Raw genomic sequence first — 22,355 nt, 5'->3', positions numbered from 1 at the left:
CCCCGATGGCAAGGCACCTGCCGGCCCGGTGTCATCGGCGACAGCAACCTCTCTGTTGCCCTGACCTTTCACCTCTCCCCTACGCTGCATTGGAGCCCCGATGTCCGGACAGATGAAGAGCATATCGATCAGGGATGGACGCCGTCTCGCTTACGACGCCTGTCTCGGCGCCGGCGCAAGCCCGGCCATGGCCAATGCCCTGGCGGACGCCACGCTGTCGGCGGCCTGTTCCGGGCGCCCCGGCATGGGTTTTCCGCATTTCCTCGATTATCTGCACAGCATCCGTGACGGGAGGATCGCCGGCAAGGCCCACCCCCGCTTCGATCACGTCCTGCCGGCAGTGATCCACGCGGATGCGGACGGCGGCATCGCCCAGCTCGGTTTCGACCAGATCTACGACGACTTCACCAATCGCGTCCGCACCTTCGGCGTGGCCGTCTTCACGCAGAAGAACAGCTACACGGCCGGCGAACTCGGCTACTACGTCCGCCGGCTGGCGCAGGACGGACTGCTGTCGATCGCCGGCTCGAACGGGCCGGCCCTGATGGCGGCGGCAGAAGGTGGCAGCCGCGTCTACTGCACGAACCCGCTCGCCTTCGGCGCGCCCCTGCCCTCCCCATTGCCCCCGCTGGTGATCGACCAGGCAACGAGCGCCACCGCCTTCGTCAACATCGCCCGTGCCGCCGGCGAGAACCGGACAATCCCGCCTGGCTGGGCGGTCGACGAGACCGGCGCGCTCACCACCGACCCGGCACGGGCCGTGCTCGGCGCGCTCCTGCCCTTCGGCGGCTACAAGGGCGCGAACATAGCGCTCCTCGTCGAGGTCCTTTCGGCCGGTCTGTCAGGCGCCGCGTGGTCGCTCGATTCCCCCGATTTTCGCACCGGCAACCAGACACCTGCAGCCGGCATGACCATCGTCGCCATCTCTCCGGTCGCTGCCAATCCCGACTTTGCCGAACGCGTCGCCGCCCAGTTCGAGCGGCTGCGGGCCATGGGCGTGCACATCCCCGGCGGGCAGACCCCGTCGGACGTCGGTGAAACCGGAATGCTGCCGATCGACGGCGATCTGCTCGCGGAGATCAGCGGCTTCGCCGATCTGGTCGGCGCCGTCCCGGACCGCTGAGTCTCGGCATCCGCCGGCGCACGCGTCGGGTCGCGCCGTCTTCTCTCTCCGTCAGGAAACGGAGCCCTGCGCCTCGGCCTTCAGCCATGCCACGAACTCGCGCACGCGCTCGTTCCGCGCGCTTCGCGGCGGCGCGACGACGAAGTAGCCGTTCCGGGTGGCGATCGACTGACCCGTCACCCGCACCAGCGCCTTCTGGTCGAGGAGGTTCTGCACCAGCCGCCGCCAGCCGAGGACGATGCCCTGGCCGTTCAGCGCCGCATAGATCGCCTCGGTGTAGAAACTGCAGCGCATGCCGGATAAGCGTTTCGGCGGCGTCATCGAAAAGGCCGCCAGCCACTCGTCCCATCCCGTCCAGCTCGGATCCTCGCTATCGTAGCTGATCAGCGGGTGGCGCACGAGCTCGGCGAGATCCGGATGCTCGCCGAGCTTTTCCGCATAATCCGGGGTGCAGACCGGAAAGACCTCGTCGTCGAACAGCAGTTCCGCCCGCCCGTCCGGCCACATGCCATTGCCATAGCGGATCGCCAAGTCGACATCACCGGCGTCGAACGCGGCATTGTTGTCCTGCGAGACGATGCGGAGCGCGACGCCGGGGCAGGCCCTGGAAAAGGACGCGATCTTCGGCAGCAGCCAGAAATGCGAGAAGGCGACACTCGCCGAGATCGTCAGCCCGTCGGCCGTCTCCTCCCGGGTAATGTCGTCGATCGTCTCGGCAATAAGCGTGAAGGCCGCGCTCGTCGACGAGGAAAGCGCACGCCCCTTGTCGGTAAGCTCGATCCGGCGATGCAGCCGCCGGAACAGCGGAAAGCCGAGCCCCTCCTCGATGAGATGGATCTGCCGGCTGACCGCAGCCTGGGTAACCCCAAGCTCGGTCGCCGCCTTGGTGAAACTTAAAAGCCGCGCAGCGGCCTCGAAGGCCGTCAACCCCGTCAAAGGCGGCAGTTTTCGCCGGAACCGCACCATTCTCGCCCCATCCTCCTCATTCCTTCCCGATCGACCACGGAAATCGGACCTCGCCTACGGGCAGATTTTCGCATTACATTTCTTTATGCAACTGCGGCCCATTTATGCCGTTGAGATCTGGTATTCGTCAAGAAATGATCGGCCATCAAATCATGAGGCCTGATTATGCTGCAAACCTTCGCTTCCTCCATTTCCGCCCTGCTCGACGCGAGAGCCGACGGCCATTCGCTGCCGGCCGGCCTCTACACCCGCCAGGACGTCTTCGAAGCCGACATGGACGTCTTCTTCCGCAAGCACTGGATCTGCATCGGTCTCGAATGCGACGTGCCGGAACCCGGCGACGCGACCGTCGTGGACATCGGCACTTCGAGCCTCATCATCCTGCGCGACGACGACGCGGCGATCCGGGTCGTGCGCAATGTCTGCCGCCACCGCGGCGCCCGCATTCTCGATCCGGGCCCGACGGTCGTCTCGAAGCTCGTCTGTCCGTATCACCAGTGGACCTATGAACTGTCGGGCGAGCTTGCCTACGCCCCCCACATGGGCGCCGACTTCGACAAGAGCTGCAAGAGCCTGAAGCCGGTCGCCTTCCGGCTGATCGGCGGCCTGATCTATGCCTGCCTCTCGGACGACCCGCCGGAGGACATCGAATACCTCGCCGAAGTCATGGCGGAGCGGCTGGCACCTTATGACATCGCCAATGCGCGGATCGCCCACCAGGCGGATGTGATCGAGGAGGGCAACTGGAAGCTGACGATCGAGAACAACCGCGAATGCTATCACTGTTCCGCCAACCATCCGGAACTGTGCGTATCCTTCATCGACCTCGACTTCGGCTTCGATCCCGACAGCCTGAGCCCCGAGGACAGGGAAGTGGCACGGGAACATGAAGCGCTCTATGCCCGCCGGACCGAGAACTGGGAAGCGGAGGGTTATCCGTCGAAGGCCGTCGAGCGCCTCTCCGATTGCGTGACCAACTTCCGCACCCAGCGCCTGATCATCTCCGGCGCCGGCGAGAGCCAGACCCCCGACGCGACGGCAGCCTCCTCGAAGCTGCTCGGCCACATGACCCGCAAGGACACCGGCGATACCCACCTTTGGGGCCACAACAGCTGGAACCACTTCATGGGCGATCACGCGGTCATCGCCATCGTCATCCCGCTGTCGGCCGACAAGACCCTGGTGCGGACCAAGTGGCTCGTGCACAAGGACGCGGTCGAAGGCGTCGACTATGATTTCGACAAGCTCACCAGCGTCTGGCTGGCCACCACCGACCAGGATGCCGAGCTGGTGGCCCGCTCCCATGCCGGCGTCAAGGATCCGGCCTATGTGCCCGGCCCCTATTCGCGCTTCTCCGAAACCAACCTCGACAAGTTCGCCTCGTGGTACATCGACCGGATGCGCGCCAATGGATATTAAGAGCACGGGAACGCCCCTGAAAACCGGCCGGCGGGCGGAACTCTGGAACCCGGAGCTCGACGACACGCTCGTCTGCATCGGCGTGCACCAGGAGACCCACGACGTGAAGACCTTCACCTTCGCGTCAGCCGACAATCGGAGCTTTGTCTTCGACGCGGGGCAGTATTTCCTCTTCGACTTCGAGATCGACGACGCGGTCGAGAGCCGCTGTTACTCGATCTCGTCCTCGCCGCGCCGCGCCAACGCCTTTTCCGTGACGGTGAAGCGCGTTGCCGGCGGCAAGGTGTCCAACTGGCTGCACGACAATCTGGCGGCCGGTGCAAGGGTGAAGGCCAACGGTCCGCTCGGCCGCTTCGTCCGTACCGACCGCCCCGGCAACAGGTTCCTGCTGCTCTCGGGCGGCTCCGGCATCACGCCGATGATGTCGATGCTGCGCGACATGGCCGACACCTGCGAGGACGCCGACGTCGTCTTCCTGCATGCGGCGCGCACGCCCCGCGACCTGATCTTCCGCGGCGAACTCGTCGGTCTGGCGGAGAAGATCAAGGGATTGCGGCTGCATTTCCTGCCCGAGGACCGGACCGGCGAGCCGTCCTGGCCGGGTTTGTCGGGTCGCATATCGGCCGACTATCTGCGGCTCGCGGTGCCCGACATCGCCGGACGCATCGTGATGTGCTGCGGCCCCGCCCCGTTCATGGCCACCGCCCGTTCGATCGTCGGCGAACTCGGTGCGCCCGCATCGAACTATGTCGAGGAGAGTTTTGACACCGCGGTGATCGACGACACCGTCGAGGCGCCAGCCGAACCGGCCGGCGCAAGAACCTTCGCGGTGGCCTTTTCGAAGCAGGGGCGCACGATCGACGTCCCCGAAGAGCAGACGGTCCTGTCCTGCGCAAGAAAGGCCGGCATCCGCATCCCGTCGTCCTGCGCCAACGGGATCTGCGGCACCTGCAAATCGAAGCTCCTGTCCGGTTCCGTCGACATGCAGCACAATGGCGGCATCCGGCAGCGCGAGATCGACTCCGGGCTCTTCCTCCCCTGCTGCTCCCGACCGCTGAGCGATCTGGTGATCGAACGGTAGAGGCCTGCCGAGAGACCTCGGGCGAGGCGTGCCGGGGACGACGCCGACAAAACGGCACGTCCCGGAAACGGGAGGATCTTGCGTCAGCCACGCCAAACTGTGCTATCGAGCCGCGCGACCCGAAGACCGGCGACTGATTCTCTCGGCCGCCGGAGCGAGAGGGCCGGGAGCTGAGCATATGACGACGACGGACAATTCGCCCTGGGGTCTCGAGCGACCAGCCCTCGGGATCGGCCTCAGGATCCTTTCCGGGCTCCTGTTTGCCGCGATGGCGGTTTTCGTCAAGGCGCTGTCCGGACACGTGCCGCTCGGCCAGATCGTCTTCTTTCGCTCCGCCTTCGCCCTCATCCCGCTCGTCGCCTTCTTGTCGCTGCGCGGCGAATTTCCGGGCGGCCTCGCCACCAAGCGACCCTTCGGCCACCTGGTGCGCTCCGGCTTCGGAGCCGCCGCCATGTTCGCCTCCTTTGCCTCGATCGCGCGCCTGCCGCTCGCAGAGGCGACCCTCATAAGTTATCTCTCGCCGGCTTTCACCGGTCTTGCCGGCGTCGTCCTGCTGTCCGAGCGCCTGACCGTCTGGCGCGTCGGCGGGGTCCTGCTCGGCCTCTGCGGCGTTCTGGCGCTGGTCTGGCCGGAGATCGGCAACGGGACGGCGGATGCCGACAGGATCTGGGGTTACGTCTTCGGCCTTTTGATGGGGCTGCTGACGGCCTGCGCACTGATCATGGTGCGCAGCCTCAGCCGAAGCGAAAGCCCCGGCGCGATCGCCTTCTACTTCGTGGTGGCCTCGATGCTGGGTGGGATCGCCACGCTTCCCTTTGGATGGGTGATGCCGGATGCCCACGGCCTGCTTCTGCTTGTTTTGGCCGGCCTGTTCGGCGGCCTCGCCCATATTGCGATGACGCTCGCCTTCCGCCATGCCGAAGCCTCCCGGCTCGCCCCCTTCGAATATCTTGCGATCGTCTGGCCGGTGCTCGCCGATCTGGTGATCTTCCGCGCACCGCTCTCCACCGCCTTCCTGATCGCCCTCCCGCTGGTGCTCGCCGGCGCCGCCATGGCGGCGATGGAGGGACGACGGAGGGACCGGCGCTGATCGACGGCCCGAACGCCGGCGCAGTCCGCGCGACGCAATTTCGTTCGAGTCCCTGTAAGAAGTCCGCACCGGCGCTACGGAAGAGGCAGCGAGAACCGGAAAGCGGCACCATTGGCCAAGTTTTAGGCAAACAAACCGTTTGACTACAATGCAGCCATATCCTAGCTTTCATTCAGAAAACGGCAGGAGCTGCCGACGGCAAACGAGCCCCGATACCGCGAGACACGCGGTGCGGGGCTTTTTTTGTTCCGTGTGGCCGCAACCGGTCAAGTGGGGCGCAAGCGTGGACGGGAACCGGGCAATGATGCCATGGGAAGTGCCGATGAACGCAGAGGGTCGCGGGTTACCGCAGTCGGGAGTGTACTCGCGATGAAGCGCGAAACGGTCCCGGTTTCCCTCCTCTATTCGACTACCGGAGCCTATGCGGCGCTCGGTCGGGAAGCCGTCGCCGGTGCCATGGCGGCGATCTCCGAGGTCAATGCCGATGCCCGCATCCCCTTTCGCATCGAGCCGAAGATCGACGATCCGGCCGGTCGCGCCGAGCACTATGCGCTGCTCGCCGAGGCGGCCATCCGCCAGCACGGATGCCGCCATGTGATCGGAACCATCACCTCCTGGAGCCGCAAGGACGTCCTGCCAGCAATCGAGCGTCACGGCGCGCTGCTCTGGTATGCCTTTCCCTACGAGGGCTACGAGGCGAGCGACAGCGCCATCTATCTCGGTGCCTGCCCGAACCAGCACCTCCTGCCGCTGTTCGAGCATGTCCTGCCCCGCTACGGTCGCCGTCCCTTCATCGTCGGTTCCAACTATATCTGGGGCTGGGAGATCAGCCGTATCGCCCGGGAGATCGCCGAAGCCGCAGGCGGACAGGTGGTGTCCGATCGCTTCGTGCCGCTCGGCTCGGTCGAGGTTGACCACCTGATCGCCGAGATCGAGCAGAAGAAGCCTGATTTCATCCTGAGCAATCTGGTCGGTGAATCGTCGACCGCCTTTCTCGGCGCCTATGATACGCTTCGCGGCAGGATCCCGTCCGCGCCGCCGGTCGTCGCCTGCAACCTGTCGGAGATCGAACTTGACGGTCTGCCTCCCTCCGCCCGCGCAGGCCACATTTCGTCCGCGCCCTACTTCAACGGCCTGGACACCCCGGAGAACCACGATTTCAAGACACGCATGGCACTCCGCCACGGCAGCGAGCGGCGACTGACAACCTCTTTCGTCGCGGCCTATATGAGCGTGTCGATCCTCGCCCGGGCAATCGCCGATGCGGCGACCGACGCACCGGAAGCGGTCCGCCGCGTCGTCACCTCACGTCTCTTCGACACGCCCGTCGGTCCGGTGTCGATCGATCCGCGCACCCATCACGCGGCATTGCGGCCGCATATCGGCCTCTCCAATGCGGAGGGTGAATTCGACATCTTCCACAGCGCTCCCGGCCCCGTCGAGGCCGATCCCTATCTGGTGCGCTCGCTCGCCCGCCCCTTGGCCACCGGCGGCACGGATGCGGCCGGACCGACGTCCGGCAACACGCTGAAGGTGATCAAATGAGCCGCGCCGACCGCCTTGCCCTTGCCAGCTGGCATGCCGTCATCCTCCACCGCGACCATCCCTCCGTGGATGCGCTGAAGCGACAGCTCGAGCTCCTGCATATCCGCGTCAGCGTGGTCTGGCCGCAAGTCGACGGCGCGGATGCAGACTGCGACGTCGTCTTCTTCGACGCGGACATGGGACATGACGGCCAATTTCCCTGGCCCCGCGGCTTTGCGCCGATGCCGATGATCGCCCTCATAGGCTCGGAGGCACCCGGCCGCGTCGAATGGGCGCTGGCCCAGGGCTCCAACGCCCATCTGCTGAAACCCATCGGCTCGACCGGCGCCTACAGCGCGCTGCTGATCGCCGCCCATGCCTATCAGATCACCCGCAGTCAGGCCGACGACATCAGGGCACTCGAAGACAGGTTGCGCCAACGGCCCATCGTCGTGCGCGCCATCTTGAAGCTTCTGCAGCAGGAGCGGCTCGACGAGGCGGGTGCCTGGAAACGGCTGCGTAAGATCGCCATGGACTGGGGCATGACAATCGAGGAAACCGCCGAGGCCATCTGCCGCGACGATCGCCGCACCAAGAGCGGCGCCTGAGACAGAACGAAGTTGATAAGGAGCACGACACGTGTCGATCACTGAAGGCTATGCGCCCTACGGCGAATACAAGACCTGGTACCGGATCACAGGCGATCTCGGCTCCGACAAGCCGCCGCTCATCGTCGCCCATGGCGGACCGGGCTGCACGCATGACTATGTCGACAGCTTCAAGGACATCGCTTCGACCGGCCGCGCCGTGATCCACTACGACCAGGTCGGCAACGGCAAGTCGACCCATCTGCCGGAAAAGGGCGGCGACTTCTGGACCGTCCCGTTCTTCCGGACCGAACTGCACAACCTGATCGACCATCTCGGTATCCGCGACGCCTATTGCCTGCTCGGCCAGTCCTGGGGCGGCATGCTTGCCGCCGAATTCGCTGTCGAACGCCCGGCGGGTCTCAAGGCACTCATCATCGCCAACTCCCCGGCAGCCATGAAGACCTGGATTTCCGAGGCCAACCGGCTGCGCGAGGCCCTGCCCCCCGAGGTCCAGGCGACATTGCTGAAGCACGAACAGGCCGAGACCACCCACAGCGTCGAATACATGGAGGCGACCGACGTCTTCAACCAGCGCCATGTCTGCCGGGTCGTGCCCATGCCACCGGAGGTCAAGCGGACCTTCGACGCGATCGCCACCGACCCGACGGTCTACCACACGATGAACGGCCCGAACGAATTCCATGTCATCGGCACGATGAAGGACTGGTCGATCGTCGGTCGCCTTTCGACCATCTCCGCACCGACGCTTCTGATCTCCGGCCGCTATGACGAAGCAACTGAAGCCTGCGTCCAGCCCTATGCGGACGAGATCCCCGACGTGCGCTGGCGCATCTTCGAACAGTCGAGCCACATGCCGCATGTCGAGGAGCGTGAAGCCTGCATGGCCGAAGTCGCCGCCTTCCTCGACGACAAGGCACCATGAGCATTTGAGAACAACAAGCCGTCCGGCAAAGGGCGCGATCGACAACCACCTAAAAAACCAGAGGGAAACTGCATCATGACGATATACCTGAAACCCTTCGTCCGCCGCGCCGGTCTCCTTGCCGCCGGCGTACTGCTCGCACAGACGGCGCTGTCAGGCGCCGTGTTCGCCGAGGACCGCGCCGAGCTCATGGCCAAGCACCGGGGCGGCACGATGACGCTCGCCGCCGTTTCGGCCGCCGGCACGATCGACCCGATGATCAACTACACCGCCCAGTTCTGGCAGCTCTACCAGATGACCTATGACGGCCTCGTCAAGTTCAAGCAGGCTGGCGGCACCGAAGGTTTCGAGATCGTGCCGTCGATCGCCGAGGCGATCCCGGAGCCGACCAATGACGGCAAGACCTATGTCTTCAAGATCCGCAAGGGTATCAAGTTCTCCAACGGCAAGGAGCTGATGCCGTCCGACGTGGTCGCCTCGTTCCAGCGCATCTTCAAGGTCAAGGGCCCGACCATGGGCAGCTTCTACAGTGGCATCGTCGGTGCAGACAAATGCATGGCCGAGGCTGAGACCTGCACGCTCGAAGGCGGCGTCGTCGGAGACGATGCGGCCGGCACCGTGACCATCAACCTCGTCGCGCCGGATTCGGAGATCTTCTCGAAACTCGCCGTGCCGCATGCCTCGATCCTGCCCGCCGACGCGCCGGCCGCCGACGCCGGCACCACGCCGATCCCCGGCACCGGCGCCTACTATTTCGACAGCTACAACCCGACAGAACAGCTGGTCATGAAGCGCAATCCCCACTTCAAGGAATGGAGTGCGGACGCCCAGCCGGACGGCTTTGCCGACGAGATCGTCTACAAGTTCGGCCTGACGGAAGAAGCGACGATCAACGCGATCATCAACGGTCAGATCGACTGGATGTACGACACGCCGCCGGCGGACCGCCTGCCGGAAATCGGTGCGAAATACGCAAGCCAGGTTCATCTCGATCCGCTGGCGGCCTTCTGGTACGCGCCGATGAACACCAACCTCGCCCCCTTCGACAACGTCAAGGTGCGCCAGGCGGTGAACTACGCGCTTGACCGTGACGCGCTCGTCGGCCTGTTCGGCGGCGAAGCGCTCGCCCAGCCGACCTGCCAGATCCTGCCGCCTGACTTCCCCGGACATGTCGATGACTGCATCTACTCGGCTGAACCCGGACCGGAATGGGCCGGCCCCGACATGGACAAGGCCAAGGCACTGATCGAGGAATCCGGCACCAAGGGCCAGAAGGTCACCGTGATCGCCGAGGACAATGCCACCTCGCGCGGCATCGGCACCTATATCCAGAGCGTGCTGACCGACCTCGGCTACGACGCCTCGATGAAGGCTGTCTCGCCGAACATCCAGTTCACCTACATCCAGAACACCAACAACAACGTCCAGATCAGCGTTTCGCAGTGGTACATGGACTATCCGGCAGCGTCGAACTTCCTCAACGTGCTGCTGTCCTGCGCCTCGTTCACGCCCGGCAGCGACGCCTCGATCAACATGGCGGGCTACTGCAACAAGGATCTCGACGCCAAGATGAAGGAAGCGATGACCCTTGCGCTGACCGACCCCGAGGGCGCCAACGCCAAGTGGGCCGAGATCGACAAGGGCTTCATGGAACAGGCGCCGCTCGCACCGCTCTTCACCCCGAAGAGCGTGAACTTCACCTCGGCCCGCCTCGGCAACTACGTGTTCAACAAGCAGAATCGCTGGATCGTCTCCCAGTCCTGGGTGCAGTGACACCTGGCTGAGCAATCGGTGGGCGGCGGGTTTTCCTGCCGCCCACAAACCCAACTCGGCTTCCCGGGGAACAGATGACCGACGTTACTGAGACCATCCGCGTCGAGGCGCCCGTCGCCGCGCGCCCGTCTTCCGGGCCCTGGCGCCGCGCCTGGCACATCCTGAAGCGCGACCGCGCGACGCTCGTGGCTGCGGCCGTCCTCCTGCTGATCGTGCTGGCGAGCCTCGCCGCCCCGCTCTATGCCGGATACGTCGCCGGCACCGACCCTTTCCGCTCCAACTTGAGCGCCCGCATCATGCTCGACGGCAAGCGCGTGAAGGTTATGCAGGCCTCCACCGAAGGCCTCGGCCTCGGGGTCACCCCGATCGGTCCGACCTGGGGTCCGCAATACCTACTCGGCGCCGATACGCAAGGACGCGACGTCGCCGCCCGCCTTCTCTACGGCGGCCGCAACTCGCTGTTCATCGCAGCCGCCGCCACCGCCATCTGTCTCTGTCTCGCGGCACTCGTCGGCATTTCCGCCGGTTTCTTCGGCGGCTGGGTGGACAACGTCCTGTCGCGCATCCTCGATATTCTCTGGGCCTTCCCCGTCTATCTCCTCGCCATCTCGCTCTCGATCGTGCTGATTTCCAACGGCATCGTCATCGGGCCGATCGAGATCGGCGCTGACAGTCTCGCGCTGCCGATCTTCATCATCGGCATCATCTACGTACCCTATGTCGCACGCCCGCTGCGCGGCCGGGTCCTGGCGCTCCGGGAAAGCGAATTCGTGCTCGCCGCGCGCGGGCTGGGCATCCCCTCATGGCGCATCCTGCTGCACGACATCCTGCCCAATGTCGCGACCATGCTGATCGTCTTCGTGCCGCTGATGATGGGCCTCAACATCATCACCGAATCCTCGCTCTCCTTCCTGTCGATCGGCGTGCAGGCCCCCGATGCAAGCTGGGGCACGATCATCCAGGACGGACAGACGCTGCTCTACACGCGGCCGCTGGTGGCGCTGGCGCCCGGCATCGCCATCGTGCTCACCGTGCTCTCGCTCAATGTGCTGGGCGACAGCCTGCGCGACGCGCTCGATCCGCGCACCAAGCTGGTCTGAGGAGCCTTCCAGATGTTTTTCTCCGTCCTGCAGCGCCTCGGCCAGATGCTCTTCGTCATGTTCGGCATCTCCGCCCTGGTCTTCCTCATCTTCTTCGCGACGCCGGGTTCGGACCCCGCCGCACGACTGGCCGGCCGCAACGCCTCCCAGGAAACCGTCGAGGCGATCCGCAAGGAATTCGGTTTCGACCGGCCGCTACCGGTGCAATACGCCATCATGATGAACCGGCTCTTCGTGACGCAGGATCTCACCTCCTTCGTCAATCGCGGCTACCGCATCGTGCCGGCCGTCGCCGCGGCCGCGCCTGTGACGCTGTCGCTGGTCGCCGGCGCCGCGGTGCTCTGGATCGCCGGCGGCATTCTCGTGGGCGTCCTGGCCGCGCTCACACGCGACACGCTGGTGGATCGCGGCCTGATGGCGCTCGCTTTGATCGGCGTCTCCATGCCGGTCTACTGGCTGGGCGAGGTGATGAACCTCATCAGCCAGAGCCGCTTCCACGACACCTGGCTGTTCTCTTGGGTGCCGGCGCTGGGCTACAAGCCGCTGATGCAGGATCCGGTCGGCTGGTTCAAGACGCTGGTCATCCCGTGGTTCACGCTGGCCGCCCTCTATATCGGCATTTACGGCCGAGTGCTGAGGGCAAACCTGGTGGAAGCCTATCAGGAGGATTTCATCCGCACCGCCCGGGCCAAGGGCCTGTCGCCGGCGCGTGTCATGCTGCGGCATGCGCTTCGCACCTCGCTCATTCCCTTCGTCACCATGTTCGGGCTCGATTTCGGCGTGCTGGTGGGCGGCGCGGCCCTTCTCACGGAAGTGGTCTTCGGTCTGAACGGCGTCGGCCGCCTGACCTATCAGGCGCTCCTCAACCTCGACCTGCCGATGATCCTCGGCACCGTCATGTATGCCTCCTTCTTCGTCGTCGTAGCCAACGCCCTGGTCGACGTCGTCTATGTCCTGATCGATCCGCGCGTGAGGGGGAACTGAGCCATGAGCTCCACGGACAAACCCATCCTTCTCGACGTCGACGGCCTGTCGGTATCCTTTGCCACCGACCGCGGCATGGTCCCCGCCGTGCGCGACGTCTCCTTCCGCGTCCACGAGGGCGAGATCCTCTCGATCGTCGGCGAATCCGGCTCCGGAAAGTCCGTAACGCTGCTGTCTCTGCTCGGCCTGCACGACGCCAAGACCACTCGCGTCGACGGTGCCGTCTCCTTCAAGGGCAGGCCCATCCTCGATCTGCCGGCGAGCCGGATGCGGGCGATCCGCGGGCGGGAGATTGGTCTCATCTCCCAGGATCCGATGACGGCCTTGACGCCGGTCTACACCATCGGCTGGCAGATCGCCGAGCAGATCCGCGCCCACGAGGCGATCTCAGCGCGCGCGGCGCGCCGCCGCGCCATCGAACTGCTGGGTGAAGTCGGCCTCTCCAATCCGGGCGAAGCGGTCGACCGCTATCCGCACCAGCTCTCCGGCGGCATGCGCCAGCGCGCCGTCATCGCCATGGCGCTCTCCTGCAACCCGGCCCTTCTCGTCGCCGACGAGCCGACGACGGCGCTCGACGTGACCGTGCAGGCCCAGGTGCTCGACCTTCTGCTCAGGCTGCGCAAGGATTTCGGCTCCGCCATCATCCTCATCACTCACGACATGGGCGTCGTGGCCGAAGTCGCCGAACAGGTGGCCGTCATGTATGCCGGCCGCATCGTCGAGCGAGGGCGCACCGAGGACGTGTTCTCGGCACCGCTCCATCCCTACACCTGGGGGCTGATGGCCTCCATCCCGCCGCTCACCGGCGCGCGGCTCGACAAGCTTCGCTCGATCCCGGGAATGCCGCCGACGCCCGAGACCATTCCCTCGGGCTGTGGTTTTGCGCCGCGCTGCGCTTTTGCCCGATCGGCCTGCGCCGAGCGACCGCCCTTGCAAAGGGCCGGCGACCAGACGGCGCTCTGCGTCATCGGCGACGACGAACGGCCGGCACTCCGCCGGACCGCCCTTCCCCTGGAGGAAATAGCATGAGCGCCGAAACCACTGCGGCGACGCCGTTGCTCAAGGCCCGGGGGCTCACCAAGAACTTCGTCGTCGGCAAGACCATCCTGCCCGGCTCCGGCCGCGTCCTCCATGCGGTCGACACCATCGACCTCGACGTCTTTCCGGGAGAGACGCTGGGGCTCGTCGGCGAATCCGGCAGTGGCAAGTCCACTCTCGGCCGCTGCCTGACCCGCCTTTACGACATCACCTCCGGCGAACTCACCTTCGACGGGCAGGAGATCGGCAAGGCCGGAAGCGTCGCGTTGAAGCCGGTGCGCCGCAAGATGCAGATGATCTTCCAGGACCCGTCCGCCTCGCTCAATCCGCGCCGGCGCGTCCGAGACATGCTTTCCGAAGTCCTCGAGGTTCACCGCATACGCGAGGGCGCCGCCGTCGGGGAGCGGCTGCACGAGCTCATGGAACTCGTCGGCCTGCGCCGCGAATATCTCGACCGCTATCCCCACGAATTCTCCGGCGGCCAGCGCCAGCGCATCGGCATCGCGCGCGCGCTTGCGGTAGAGCCGAAGCTGATCGTCGCCGACGAACCGGTTTCTGCCCTCGACGTCTCGGTCCAGGCGCAGGTGGTCAATCTCTTCGGCGAATTGCGCGACCGGCTGAACCTCACCTATGTCTTCATCGCCCACGACCTCGCCGTGGTGCGCCATGTCTCGACGCGCGTTGCCGTCATGTATCTCGGCTCCATCGTCGAAACCGGCGAGACGGAAGGGCTCTATGCCCGGCCGCACCACCCCTATACCCGTGCATTGCTCTCGGCCATTCCGCAGCCCCACAACAGGGGCAAGCGCGAGCGGATCCTGCTGTCGGGTGAAATCCCGAGCCCGCTCTCGCCGCCTTCAGGCTGCAAGTTCTCCACCCGCTGCCCCTATGCGCAGGATCTCTGCCGCGAAAAGAGGCCGGAGCTTGTCTCCATTTCCGCCGAACGGCGGGTTGCCTGTCATTTTCCGCTCGATTGAAACCGGCTGTTCCCAAGCGAACACGGACCGACAAAGGACATCGCCATGTGCGTCGCCTGCACCCACACCATCCATCGCGCCCAGAGCCATTTCGGCTGGAACCGGGCCTTTGATCCTGCCATCGTCGCCAGGTCCGGCGAGACGATCCTGTTCGAATGCCTGGATTCCTCCGGCGGCCAGATCGGTGCCGACGCGACGCTCGACACGCTCGCCGGTCTCGATTTTTCCCGCATCAATCCGGTGACAGGCCCCGTCTACGTGGAAGGCGCCGAGCCGGGCGACGCGCTGAAGATCACGCTCAATGCTTTTCATCCGTCCGGCCTCGGCTGGACCGCCAACATTCCCGGTTTCGGTCTGCTCGCCGACCAGTTCAAGGAACCGGCTTTGCATGTCTGGACCTATGACAAGGACCAGATGGCCCCGGCCGCCTTCGGACCGAAGGGCCGCGTACCGCTGAAACCCTTCACCGGCACCATCGGCCTTGCACCGGCTGAAGCAGGATTGCATTCCGTCGTGCCGCCGCGCCGTGTCGGCGGCAACATGGACATCCGCGACCTGACCGCCGGCGTCACGCTCTACCTCCCCGTCGAGGTCGAGGGCGGGCTGCTGTCGATCGGCGACACCCATGCCGCCCAGGGCGACGGCGAAGTCTGCGGCACCGCCATCGAGAGCCGCATGGACGTGGAAGTGAAGGTCGAGCTCGTCAAGGATGCGCGCCTTGCCGCGCCCCGCTTCACCACCCCGGGACCAGTCACCCGCCATCTCGACGGCGCCGGCTACGAGGTGACGACCGGCATCGGCCCTGACCTGATGACCGCTGCCCGCGACGCCGTCTCGCGCATGGTCGATTTGCTTTGCGCCGAGCACGGCCTGAACCCGGTCGACGCCTACATGCTCTGCTCGGTCTGCGCCGATCTCAGGATCAGCGAGATCGTCGATCTGCCGAACTGGGTGGTGAGCTTCTACTTCCCCCGCATCGTCTTCGAATAATCGCTGTCGGCGAAAGACATTCGCGGCAGATGAAGTGGTGCCGGGACCACCGGTTCAAGCGTCCAGCAGGAACCGCGCGCTTTCGGCATCGGTGACGACCGTGGTGGCCAGCCCGGCCCGCAGGATCGCCAGAAGGATCGCATGCTTGTGCGCTCCGCCTGACGCCAGGATGCGGTTCGGAATGCCGCGATAGGCATCGAGCGTCGGCGAGATGACCTGTCGATTGAGCGGATGGTCGACGGGTCTGCCCTCGGCATCGAGATAGCGTCCAAGAAGGTCGCCCACGGCCCCGGCCGCGACGAGTTCACCGATATCTGCCTGCGGCGGCAGGCCATAGCGGACCTGGAGCGAACGGCCCGTGACATCGCCGGCACTGAGAAACGATACCTCGACATTCGAGCCGTCGCGCAGGAACTCCTGGAAGACGGGCTGAGCCATGATGACCGTATGCGCCTCCTCGCTGCCCGCATAGATCGGCGCCGCGAAATAGTGGCACTTGGCATTGAGTGCCTGGGCGAAGCTCCGGACGATCTCGAACGTGTTGATTTCGGAACCGCGCGTCAAGCCGCCCATCAGAGAGCGCACCCGCATCTCCGGCTCGTTCGCGCCCGTCATCTGCTTGACCGTCTCATGCAGGGTCGCCCCCCAGCCGACACCCAGCGAGCGCGGCTTGCGCACCTGGAGGAGACGGTCGAGATAGGATGCCGAGGCCCGTCCGATCACGGCATGCATATGCACCGGATCCATCGGCGTCGGCGCGACGACTGCATCCTGAAGGCCGAAACGCTCGCACAATCGTGCTTCCAGCTCGACATTTTCCGAAAGCGGCGAGGCGAAGCTGATGCGCACGACGCCCTCCTCCAGCGCTGCGGCCAGGAGCTCGTTCACGCGCCTGCGGGTGAGGTTCATGCGTTCGCCGATCTGCGCCTGCGTCAGCCCCTCGACATGGTAGAGCCACGACGCCCGCACCATCAGTTCCTGATTTTCCAAACCACCCTCCGAACAAATGTCACACTGACGTAACATATGTAACCTAGAGACACCGCATAGACGATCGCGGGTCCGCAGGCAATGTCACGGAAAGCCCGCCGATCAGCAACCTCATAGCGGGCGACGGGGCGGTTTTTCCGACTGCCATGTCTCCGCCCCGGCATCGCCGGGCAACACGGGCATTGAAACAGTGGCGGCAGACCTCCTCATCTTCGATTGCGACGGCGTGCTGATCGACAGCGAACCGCTGGCAAGCCGGGTCTTCTGGCAGGCCTTGCGCAAAGCCGGCGTCGACATCTCGCATGCCGAGGTCCACCGGCGCTTCACCGGCTACTCGGAAACGGACGCGAGACGCATCTGCATCGATGAACTCGGGGTAACCGATGTCGACAGCGTCTTCATCGACGCATCCGCCCATCTCTATCCGGAATTTGCCCGTTCGCTCACTCCGATGCCGGGCATCCCCGCGCTGGTGCGCGCCCTGCCACAACAGAAATGCGTCGCCTCCAACAGCACTGTGGAGAGGCTGAAGAAGAGCCTCGGCCTGTTCGATCTCTGGAACGAGTTTGCGCCGAACGTCTTCAGCGCCGAGATGGTCGCAAGGCCGAAGCCGGCGCCGGACCTCTTTCTCCTGTGTGCAGAACGCTTCGGCATCGAGCCGGCGCGCTGCCTGGTCATCGACGACAGCCCCCACGGCATCGAGGGAGCGGTCGCGGCCGGCATGCGGGCGATCGGCTTCGTCGACCCCGAAGATCCGCGCGTGGGTCGTCATGCGGTGCTGACCGAGGCCGGCGCCGTAAACGTCGCCATCGGTGCGGATGGACTTTCAAGAGCTCTCGACACGGCCCTCTCCGGGACATCGCGCCACGCCCGGGTGCGTGACGCCACGGATCTGCCCGTGGACGCCTGATCGCTGCCCGCCGCGGTCTCCGCGACGGGCGATATCACCAAAAATTCATGCCGCCATTAACAAACGGACACCCGGAAAGCGCAAGAAACCGCTTCCGCTTTCCATGCCGTCCCCCTTGCGAAAAGGAGTATCCCGATGCTTCCCATCACACGACGTAGCGCGCTCGGTCTTATGGGCGCAACCGCCGGCAGCCTGATCCTGCCACGCTCGGTCTTCAGCCAGGGCAAGCGTCCCTCGGTGACGATCGCCGTGCAGAAGATCACCAACAACAACACCCTGGACGTCTGGAACGAGCAGTCCAATGTCGGCGAGCGCATCTTCTATCCGAACTTCTGGGAAGGCCTGATCCTGCGTGACTGGATGGGCAATCAGGGTCCGGTTCCGGGGCTTGCCACCGAATGGCGCCGCATCGACGACAAGACGATCGAGCTCAAGCTCCGCCAGGGCGTGAAGTTCCACAACGGCGACGAGCTGACCGCCGACGACGTCGTCTTTTCCTTCTCCAAGGAACGCGTATTCGGCGATACCGAGCCGAAGGGCGGCAAGACGGTTTTCGAAGCCGACCACAAGCCGACCACCGTCAAGGAACTGCCGGCCTCCGTTCCCGGCATCGGCCGCCGCCTCTGGCCGGCACTCGCCGGTGTCGAAGCCGTCGACAAATATACCGTCCGCTTCCACAACGCCACGCCGGACGTGACGCTGGAAGGCCGCCTCTATTCCGGCGGCAGCCAGATCGCCAACCGCCGTGCCTGGGATGAGGCCGCAAGCTACACCGATTGGGCCCGCAAGCCGATCACCACCGGCCCCTACATGGTCGGCGAATACAAGCCGGACGTCTCGCTCACCCTCGTCGCCTTCGACGAATACTGGGGTGGCCGCCCGCCGCTTGAGGAAATCCGCTTCGTCGAGGTTCCGGAGGTCGCCTCGCGCGTCAACGGCCTGCTGTCGGGCCAGTACGATTTCGCCTGCGACCTGCCGCCGGACCAGGTGGCGACCATCCAAGCCGCATCCGGCTTCGAAGTACAGAGCTCGACCATCTGGAACCACCGTATCTCGGTGTTCAACACCCAGAACGAGATCCTTGCCAACCCGCTCGTTCGCCGCGCCATGACCCATTCGATCGACCGCCAGGCGATCGTCGATGCCCTCTGGGGCGGCCTGACCGTCATCCCCGCCGGCCTGCAGTTCGACTCCTACAAGAACAACGACATGTTCATCGACGGGTGGGCAGCACCTGAGTTCAACCCGGAACTCGCCCGCCAGCTTCTCAAGGAAGCAAACTACAAGGGCGATGCGATCCCCTACCGCCTGCTCAACAACTACTACACCAACCAGACCGCCAATGCGCAGATCATGGTCGAGATGTGGAAGCAGGTCGGCCTGAACGTCGAGATCGAGATGAAGGAAAACTGGGCACAGATCCACGACCCGCAGGGCATCAAGGGCGTGCGCGACTGGTCGGCTGGCAACTCGATCAATGACCCGATCACGCCGATGGTCACGCAGTTCGGCCCGAACGGCGAAATGCAGCAGAAGAAGGACTGGTCGAACGAGGAGCTGAACAAGCTGTCCGTGATCATGGAAACCTCCACCGACCACGCCGAGCGCAAGAAGGCCTTTGCCCGCATGCTGGAAATCGCCGAACGCGAAGACCCGGCCTACCAGGTCCTGCACCAGAACGCGGTGTTCACCGGCATGAAGTCCTCCCTGAGGTGGAAGGCGGCACCCGCGTTCGCCATGGATTTCCGCTCGAACAACTGGACCATGTGATCGGTCCGATGCGATCCGGCGGCCCCGCGCCGCCGGATCTTCCGTTCTGCAACAAGAGCGCCAGCCGCACGGGCAGCCCGCATCCGGCCCCCGGCCCGCGCTGGCCCTGAAGAAGATGATCGCCATGAGCACCCATCTGGTGGAAATCCGTGACCTGAAAGTCGCCTTCGACGGCGTGCCGGTCCTGCACGGTATCGATCTGGACGTCCGGCCCGGCGAAGCACTCGGCCTCGTCGGCGAATCCGGCTGCGGCAAGTCCGTGACCTGGCTCGCGGCGCTGGGGCTGCTGCCCGGCAAGGCGGCCGTCAGCGGATCGGTCCGCGTAGACGGCCACGAACTTTGCGGCGGTCCGAGATCGGCCTTGGAAGCGGTGCGCGGCGGACGGATCGCGATGATCTTTCAGGACCCGTCGAGCTCGCTCAATCCCGTCCTGCGGATCGGCCGCCAGATCACGGAAGCACTTTCGCTTCACCGCGGATTACACGGACAAGCGGCAATGACCGAAGCCCTGCGATTGATGGACATGGTCGGCATTCCCGACGCCCGCCGCCGCTTCGATCTCTACCCGCATGAATTCTCCGGCGGCCAGTGCCAGCGGCTGATGATCGCCATGGCGCTCGCCGGCGAACCCGACCTCCTGATCGCCGACGAACCCACGACCGCGCTCGACGCGACGATCCAGGCACAGATCCTCGACCTGCTGATAAACCTTCGCACCGAGACCGGCATGGCGACTGTCTTCATCAGCCATGACCTCGGCGCCGTCAGCCAGGTCTGCGAGCGCGTCTGCGTCATGTATGCCGGCCGCGTCGTCGAGCAGGGCGACATCGGCCGCCTCTTTGCCGAACCCCGGCATCCCTATACGCGGGGCCTGTTCGACGCGATCCCGCGCCTCGACGGCCCGCGCGAAAGGCTGATCCCCATTCCCGGCACCGTGCCGAACCCCAGGGACCTTCCGACCGGTTGCGCCTTTGCTCCGCGCTGCGCTCACGCCGAAGACGATTGCCATGCCCTGCGGCCCGCACTGGAAACCCTGAACGACGGCCGCCGTCTCGCCTGCTTCAACCCCGTCCCCGTCAACGCCGTCCCGCGCGCCGAGACGAAGATCCTGGAAAGCGTCTAAGTGTCAGCCCCCCTCCTCAAGGCCGACGAACTCGTCCGCATCTACAAGATCCGCCACGGGCTCTTCGGCAAGCCCACGCCCGTCCGGGCCGTCGATGGCGTGTCCCTCACCGTCCAGCCCGGCGAAACGCTCGGCATCGTGGGAGAATCCGGTTCCGGCAAGTCGACGCTCGGCCGCATGCTGCTTGGCATCGATCCCGCCCAAAGCGGCGAAGTGACCTTCGAAGGCCAGCCGATGCCCGAGATCGGCACCGCGCAGTGGCGCGCGCTCCGCGCCCGCATGCAGCTGGTCTATCAGGATCCGCTGGCCGCCCTCGACCGCCGTCTCACCATCGCCGCCCAGATCGGCGAACCACTCGAAATCCACGGCCTGCTCGAAAGGAGCGATCGCCCCGCCCGCGTCGAGGAACTGATGGTCGCCGTCGGCCTGCGCCGCGATCAGGCCGACCGCTATCCGCACGAACTCTCCGGCGGCCAGCGTCAGCGCGCCGTCATCGCGCGGGCGCTCGCCACCCGCCCGAAACTCCTTGTCTGCGACGAACCGGTCTCGGCGCTCGACGTCTCCATCCAGGCACAGGTCGTCAACATGCTGCGCGACCTGCAGGAGAAGAACGGCATCGCCATGGTCTTCATCAGCCACGACCTCAAGGTCGTGCGCAACATCGCCGACCGCGTCGCCGTCATGTATCTCGGCCGGATCGTCGAGGAGGCATCCTCCGACGTGATCTTCCATTCGCCGCGCCATCCCTACACCAGGGCTCTGGTGTCGAGCGTGCCCGTCCCCGGCAAGCCACTGACCGGCCGGATGATCCTGCAGGGCGAACCGCCCAACCCAGCCCGCCGCCCGTCGGGCTGCGCCTTCCACCCGCGCTGTCCACTCGCCGACGACATCTGCCGCAGCGCGGTCCCGGCTCTGCGCGACCTCGGCGCCGGACGCTCCGCCGCCTGTCACCTGATCGACGGCGCCGACGCGTCGATTGCCGCCTGAAGGAGGACAAGGCATGATCCGTTTCGTTCTCACGCGATTGCTCCGGGCGGCCATCACCATCCTTGCGGTGGTCACCTTCGCCTTCGTCGTCCTGCGCATGTCCGGCGACCCCGCCCAGGTCATGCTCGGTCCGGACGTGCCGGAGGAATCGCTGAAGGCCTTCCGCGCCACCTGGGGCCTCGACCAGCCGCTGTGGATCCAGTACCTCGCCTATATCAAGTCTATCTTCACGGGCGATTTCGGCGTCTCGATGCGCGACAGGGCATCCGCCCTGCAACTGGTCCTGGAACGCGTCCCGGCGACGCTTCAACTGACCGTCCCGGCTCTTCTCCTGAAGCTCGCCATCGGCATTCCCGCCGGTGTCTACGCCGCGCTGCATCGGCAGAGCGCCGTCGACCGCGGCGTCATTCTTGCGGCAATCTTCGGCTTCACCATCCCGTCCTTCGTCATGGGCCTGCTGCTGGTGCTGATCTTCTCTGTCATTCTCGGCGTGCTGCCGTCGGGTGGCCAGGACACCTGGATGCACGGCATCCTGCCGACGGTGACCATGAGCATCGGCGGCATCGGCATCCTCGCGCGCTTCTCCCGCAGCGCCATGATCGAGGTGATGGGCCAACCCTATATCCGCACCGCCTCCGCCAAGGGACTGAAATGGCCGGACGTCGTCTGGCGCCATGCCCTGCCCAACGCCGCCGTCCCGATCGTCACCATCGTCGGCTTCATGGTCGGTTCGCTGATTGCCGGCGCGGTCGTGGTCGAATCGATCTTCTCCTGGCCCGGCATCGGCCGCCTGCTGGTGGTCTCGGTCACCAATCGCGACCTCGCGGTGGTCCAGTGCATCCTGCTGATCATCGCCGCCGCCATGGTGATCTCCAACCTCGTCGTAGACCTGCTCTACGGCTGGCTCGACCCCCGGCTTCGCAGCCAGGCCGCCCATTGAAGAGGATGACGCCATGACCTCCATCGAGATCTCCCAC

20 protein-coding genes are annotated in these 22,355 nt (G+C 65.3%); 18 read left to right on the top strand and 2 right to left on the bottom strand.

Annotated elements, in window-relative coordinates; genetic code table 11:
- The first annotated feature begins 100 nt into the window (after positions 1-100).
- Positions 101-1,123 (top strand): Ldh family oxidoreductase, encoded by a 1,023-nt coding sequence (locus tag ACX93L_RS19145; protein WP_459406308.1) that lies wholly within the window; start codon positions 101-103, stop codon positions 1,121-1,123.
- Between the two features lie 51 nt (positions 1,124-1,174).
- On the opposite strand, the gene ACX93L_RS19140 is transcribed toward ACX93L_RS19145, so the two are convergent.
- Positions 1,175-2,089, bottom strand: a complete 915-nt coding sequence (locus ACX93L_RS19140; protein WP_459406307.1) for a LysR substrate-binding domain-containing protein — start codon at positions 2,087-2,089, stop codon at positions 1,175-1,177.
- 165 nt (positions 2,090-2,254) lie between these two features.
- On the opposite strand from ACX93L_RS19140, the gene ACX93L_RS19135 reads away from it, so the two are divergent.
- The 12 genes from ACX93L_RS19135 to ACX93L_RS19080 all read left to right on the top strand — a co-directional run bounded on the left by ACX93L_RS19135 (position 2,255) and on the right by ACX93L_RS19080 (position 15,598).
- Positions 2,255-3,508 carry an aromatic ring-hydroxylating oxygenase subunit alpha gene (locus ACX93L_RS19135; RefSeq protein WP_459406306.1) on the top strand — a complete coding sequence of 418 codons (1,254 nt, stop codon included), beginning with the start codon at positions 2,255-2,257 and terminating at the stop codon, positions 3,506-3,508.
- Positions 3,498-4,589: an FAD-binding oxidoreductase gene (locus ACX93L_RS19130; RefSeq protein ID WP_459406305.1), complete on the top strand. Its 1,092-nt coding sequence runs from the start codon at positions 3,498-3,500 to the stop codon at positions 4,587-4,589. Before ACX93L_RS19135 ends, ACX93L_RS19130 begins: the two co-directional genes overlap by 11 nt.
- Positions 4,590-4,767: 178 nt before the next feature.
- Complete coding sequence (locus ACX93L_RS19125) at positions 4,768-5,679, top strand: DMT family transporter (RefSeq protein WP_459406304.1); 912 nt, start codon at positions 4,768-4,770, stop codon at positions 5,677-5,679.
- A 369-nt stretch (positions 5,680-6,048) separates the two neighbouring features.
- Positions 6,049-7,224, top strand: a complete 1,176-nt coding sequence (locus ACX93L_RS19120) for a transporter substrate-binding domain-containing protein (RefSeq protein ID WP_459406303.1) — start codon at positions 6,049-6,051, stop codon at positions 7,222-7,224.
- The gene (locus tag ACX93L_RS19115) at positions 7,221-7,811 is read left to right on the top strand and encodes an ANTAR domain-containing response regulator (RefSeq protein ID WP_459406302.1); all 591 of its coding nucleotides are present in this window, start codon (positions 7,221-7,223) and stop codon (positions 7,809-7,811) included. The genes ACX93L_RS19120 and ACX93L_RS19115 overlap by 4 nt, the downstream gene beginning before the upstream one ends.
- 31 nt (positions 7,812-7,842) lie before the next feature.
- On the top strand, positions 7,843-8,736 hold the full coding sequence (locus ACX93L_RS19110) for a proline iminopeptidase-family hydrolase (protein WP_459406301.1): 894 nt from the start codon (positions 7,843-7,845) through the stop codon (positions 8,734-8,736).
- A gap of 75 nt (positions 8,737-8,811) precedes the next feature.
- A complete protein-coding gene (locus tag ACX93L_RS19105) occupies positions 8,812-10,509 on the top strand; it encodes an ABC transporter substrate-binding protein (protein WP_459406300.1) in 1,698 nt (565 codons plus the stop codon).
- A 74-nt stretch (positions 10,510-10,583) separates the two neighbouring features.
- Complete coding sequence (locus tag ACX93L_RS19100) at positions 10,584-11,609, top strand: ABC transporter permease (RefSeq protein WP_459406299.1); 1,026 nt, start codon at positions 10,584-10,586, stop codon at positions 11,607-11,609.
- A gap of 12 nt (positions 11,610-11,621) precedes the next feature.
- The gene (locus ACX93L_RS19095; protein ID WP_459406298.1) at positions 11,622-12,593 is read left to right on the top strand and encodes an ABC transporter permease; all 972 of its coding nucleotides are present in this window, start codon (positions 11,622-11,624) and stop codon (positions 12,591-12,593) included.
- Positions 12,594-12,596: 3 nt separating this feature from the next.
- A complete protein-coding gene (locus tag ACX93L_RS19090) occupies positions 12,597-13,622 on the top strand; it encodes an ABC transporter ATP-binding protein (protein ID WP_459406297.1) in 1,026 nt (341 codons plus the stop codon).
- Positions 13,619-14,608 (top strand): ABC transporter ATP-binding protein, encoded by a 990-nt coding sequence (locus ACX93L_RS19085; RefSeq protein WP_459406296.1) that lies wholly within the window; start codon positions 13,619-13,621, stop codon positions 14,606-14,608. Before ACX93L_RS19090 ends, ACX93L_RS19085 begins: the two co-directional genes overlap by 4 nt.
- Before the next feature lie 45 nt (positions 14,609-14,653).
- A complete protein-coding gene (locus tag ACX93L_RS19080) occupies positions 14,654-15,598 on the top strand; it encodes an acetamidase/formamidase family protein (RefSeq protein ID WP_459406295.1) in 945 nt (314 codons plus the stop codon).
- A gap of 54 nt (positions 15,599-15,652) precedes the next feature.
- Here the strand turns inward: ACX93L_RS19080 and ACX93L_RS19075 are convergent, their stop codons facing one another.
- Entirely contained in the window at positions 15,653-16,588 is a 936-nt protein-coding gene (locus ACX93L_RS19075) for a sugar-binding transcriptional regulator (protein WP_459406294.1), read from the bottom strand.
- 190 nt (positions 16,589-16,778) lie between these two features.
- On the opposite strand from ACX93L_RS19075, the gene ACX93L_RS19070 reads away from it, so the two are divergent.
- The 5 genes from ACX93L_RS19070 (at position 16,779) to ACX93L_RS19050 (ending at position 22,318) form a co-directional block, all read left to right on the top strand.
- A complete protein-coding gene (locus ACX93L_RS19070) occupies positions 16,779-17,498 on the top strand; it encodes an HAD family hydrolase (protein WP_459406293.1) in 720 nt (239 codons plus the stop codon).
- 135 nt (positions 17,499-17,633) lie between these two features.
- Positions 17,634-19,268: an ABC transporter substrate-binding protein gene (locus ACX93L_RS19065; protein ID WP_459406292.1), complete on the top strand. Its 1,635-nt coding sequence runs from the start codon at positions 17,634-17,636 to the stop codon at positions 19,266-19,268.
- A gap of 115 nt (positions 19,269-19,383) precedes the next feature.
- A complete protein-coding gene (locus ACX93L_RS19060; protein ID WP_459406291.1) occupies positions 19,384-20,391 on the top strand; it encodes an ABC transporter ATP-binding protein in 1,008 nt (335 codons plus the stop codon).
- Positions 20,392-21,378, top strand: a complete 987-nt coding sequence (locus ACX93L_RS19055; RefSeq protein WP_459406290.1) for an ABC transporter ATP-binding protein — start codon at positions 20,392-20,394, stop codon at positions 21,376-21,378.
- Positions 21,379-21,391: 13 nt separating this feature from the next.
- Positions 21,392-22,318 carry an ABC transporter permease gene (locus ACX93L_RS19050; RefSeq protein WP_459406289.1) on the top strand — a complete coding sequence of 309 codons (927 nt, stop codon included), beginning with the start codon at positions 21,392-21,394 and terminating at the stop codon, positions 22,316-22,318.
- The last annotated feature ends 37 nt before the right edge of the window (positions 22,319-22,355 follow it).

It is taken from the genome of Rhizobium sp. CAU 1783, from assembly GCF_054551725.1.
This window is presented reverse-complemented; position numbering and strand designations above follow the sequence as displayed.

What these genes read in the sequence shown, in the direction of transcription:
- ACX93L_RS19095 (WP_459406298.1), top strand. Translation starts at nt 11,622, where the DNA reads ATGTTTTTCTCCGTCCTGCAGCGCCTCGGCCAGATGCTCTTCGTCATG.
- ACX93L_RS19130 (WP_459406305.1), top strand. Translation starts at nt 3,498, where the DNA reads ATGGATATTAAGAGCACGGGAACGCCCCTGAAAACCGGCCGGCGGGCG.
- ACX93L_RS19120 (WP_459406303.1), top strand. Translation starts at nt 6,049, where the DNA reads ATGAAGCGCGAAACGGTCCCGGTTTCCCTCCTCTATTCGACTACCGGA.
- ACX93L_RS19140 (WP_459406307.1), bottom strand. Translation starts at nt 2,089, where the DNA reads ATGGTGCGGTTCCGGCGAAAACTGCCGCCTTTGACGGGGTTGACGGCC.
- ACX93L_RS19115 (WP_459406302.1), top strand. Translation starts at nt 7,221, where the DNA reads ATGAGCCGCGCCGACCGCCTTGCCCTTGCCAGCTGGCATGCCGTCATC.
- ACX93L_RS19065 (WP_459406292.1), top strand. Translation starts at nt 17,634, where the DNA reads ATGCTTCCCATCACACGACGTAGCGCGCTCGGTCTTATGGGCGCAACC.
- ACX93L_RS19060 (WP_459406291.1), top strand. Translation starts at nt 19,384, where the DNA reads ATGATCGCCATGAGCACCCATCTGGTGGAAATCCGTGACCTGAAAGTC.
- ACX93L_RS19090 (WP_459406297.1), top strand. Translation starts at nt 12,597, where the DNA reads ATGAGCTCCACGGACAAACCCATCCTTCTCGACGTCGACGGCCTGTCG.
- ACX93L_RS19080 (WP_459406295.1), top strand. Translation starts at nt 14,654, where the DNA reads ATGTGCGTCGCCTGCACCCACACCATCCATCGCGCCCAGAGCCATTTC.
- ACX93L_RS19145 (WP_459406308.1), top strand. Translation starts at nt 101, where the DNA reads ATGTCCGGACAGATGAAGAGCATATCGATCAGGGATGGACGCCGTCTC.
- ACX93L_RS19050 (WP_459406289.1), top strand. Translation starts at nt 21,392, where the DNA reads ATGATCCGTTTCGTTCTCACGCGATTGCTCCGGGCGGCCATCACCATC.
- ACX93L_RS19135 (WP_459406306.1), top strand. Translation starts at nt 2,255, where the DNA reads ATGCTGCAAACCTTCGCTTCCTCCATTTCCGCCCTGCTCGACGCGAGA.
- ACX93L_RS19125 (WP_459406304.1), top strand. Translation starts at nt 4,768, where the DNA reads ATGACGACGACGGACAATTCGCCCTGGGGTCTCGAGCGACCAGCCCTC.
- ACX93L_RS19085 (WP_459406296.1), top strand. Translation starts at nt 13,619, where the DNA reads ATGAGCGCCGAAACCACTGCGGCGACGCCGTTGCTCAAGGCCCGGGGG.
- ACX93L_RS19100 (WP_459406299.1), top strand. Translation starts at nt 10,584, where the DNA reads ATGACCGACGTTACTGAGACCATCCGCGTCGAGGCGCCCGTCGCCGCG.
- ACX93L_RS19105 (WP_459406300.1), top strand. Translation starts at nt 8,812, where the DNA reads ATGACGATATACCTGAAACCCTTCGTCCGCCGCGCCGGTCTCCTTGCC.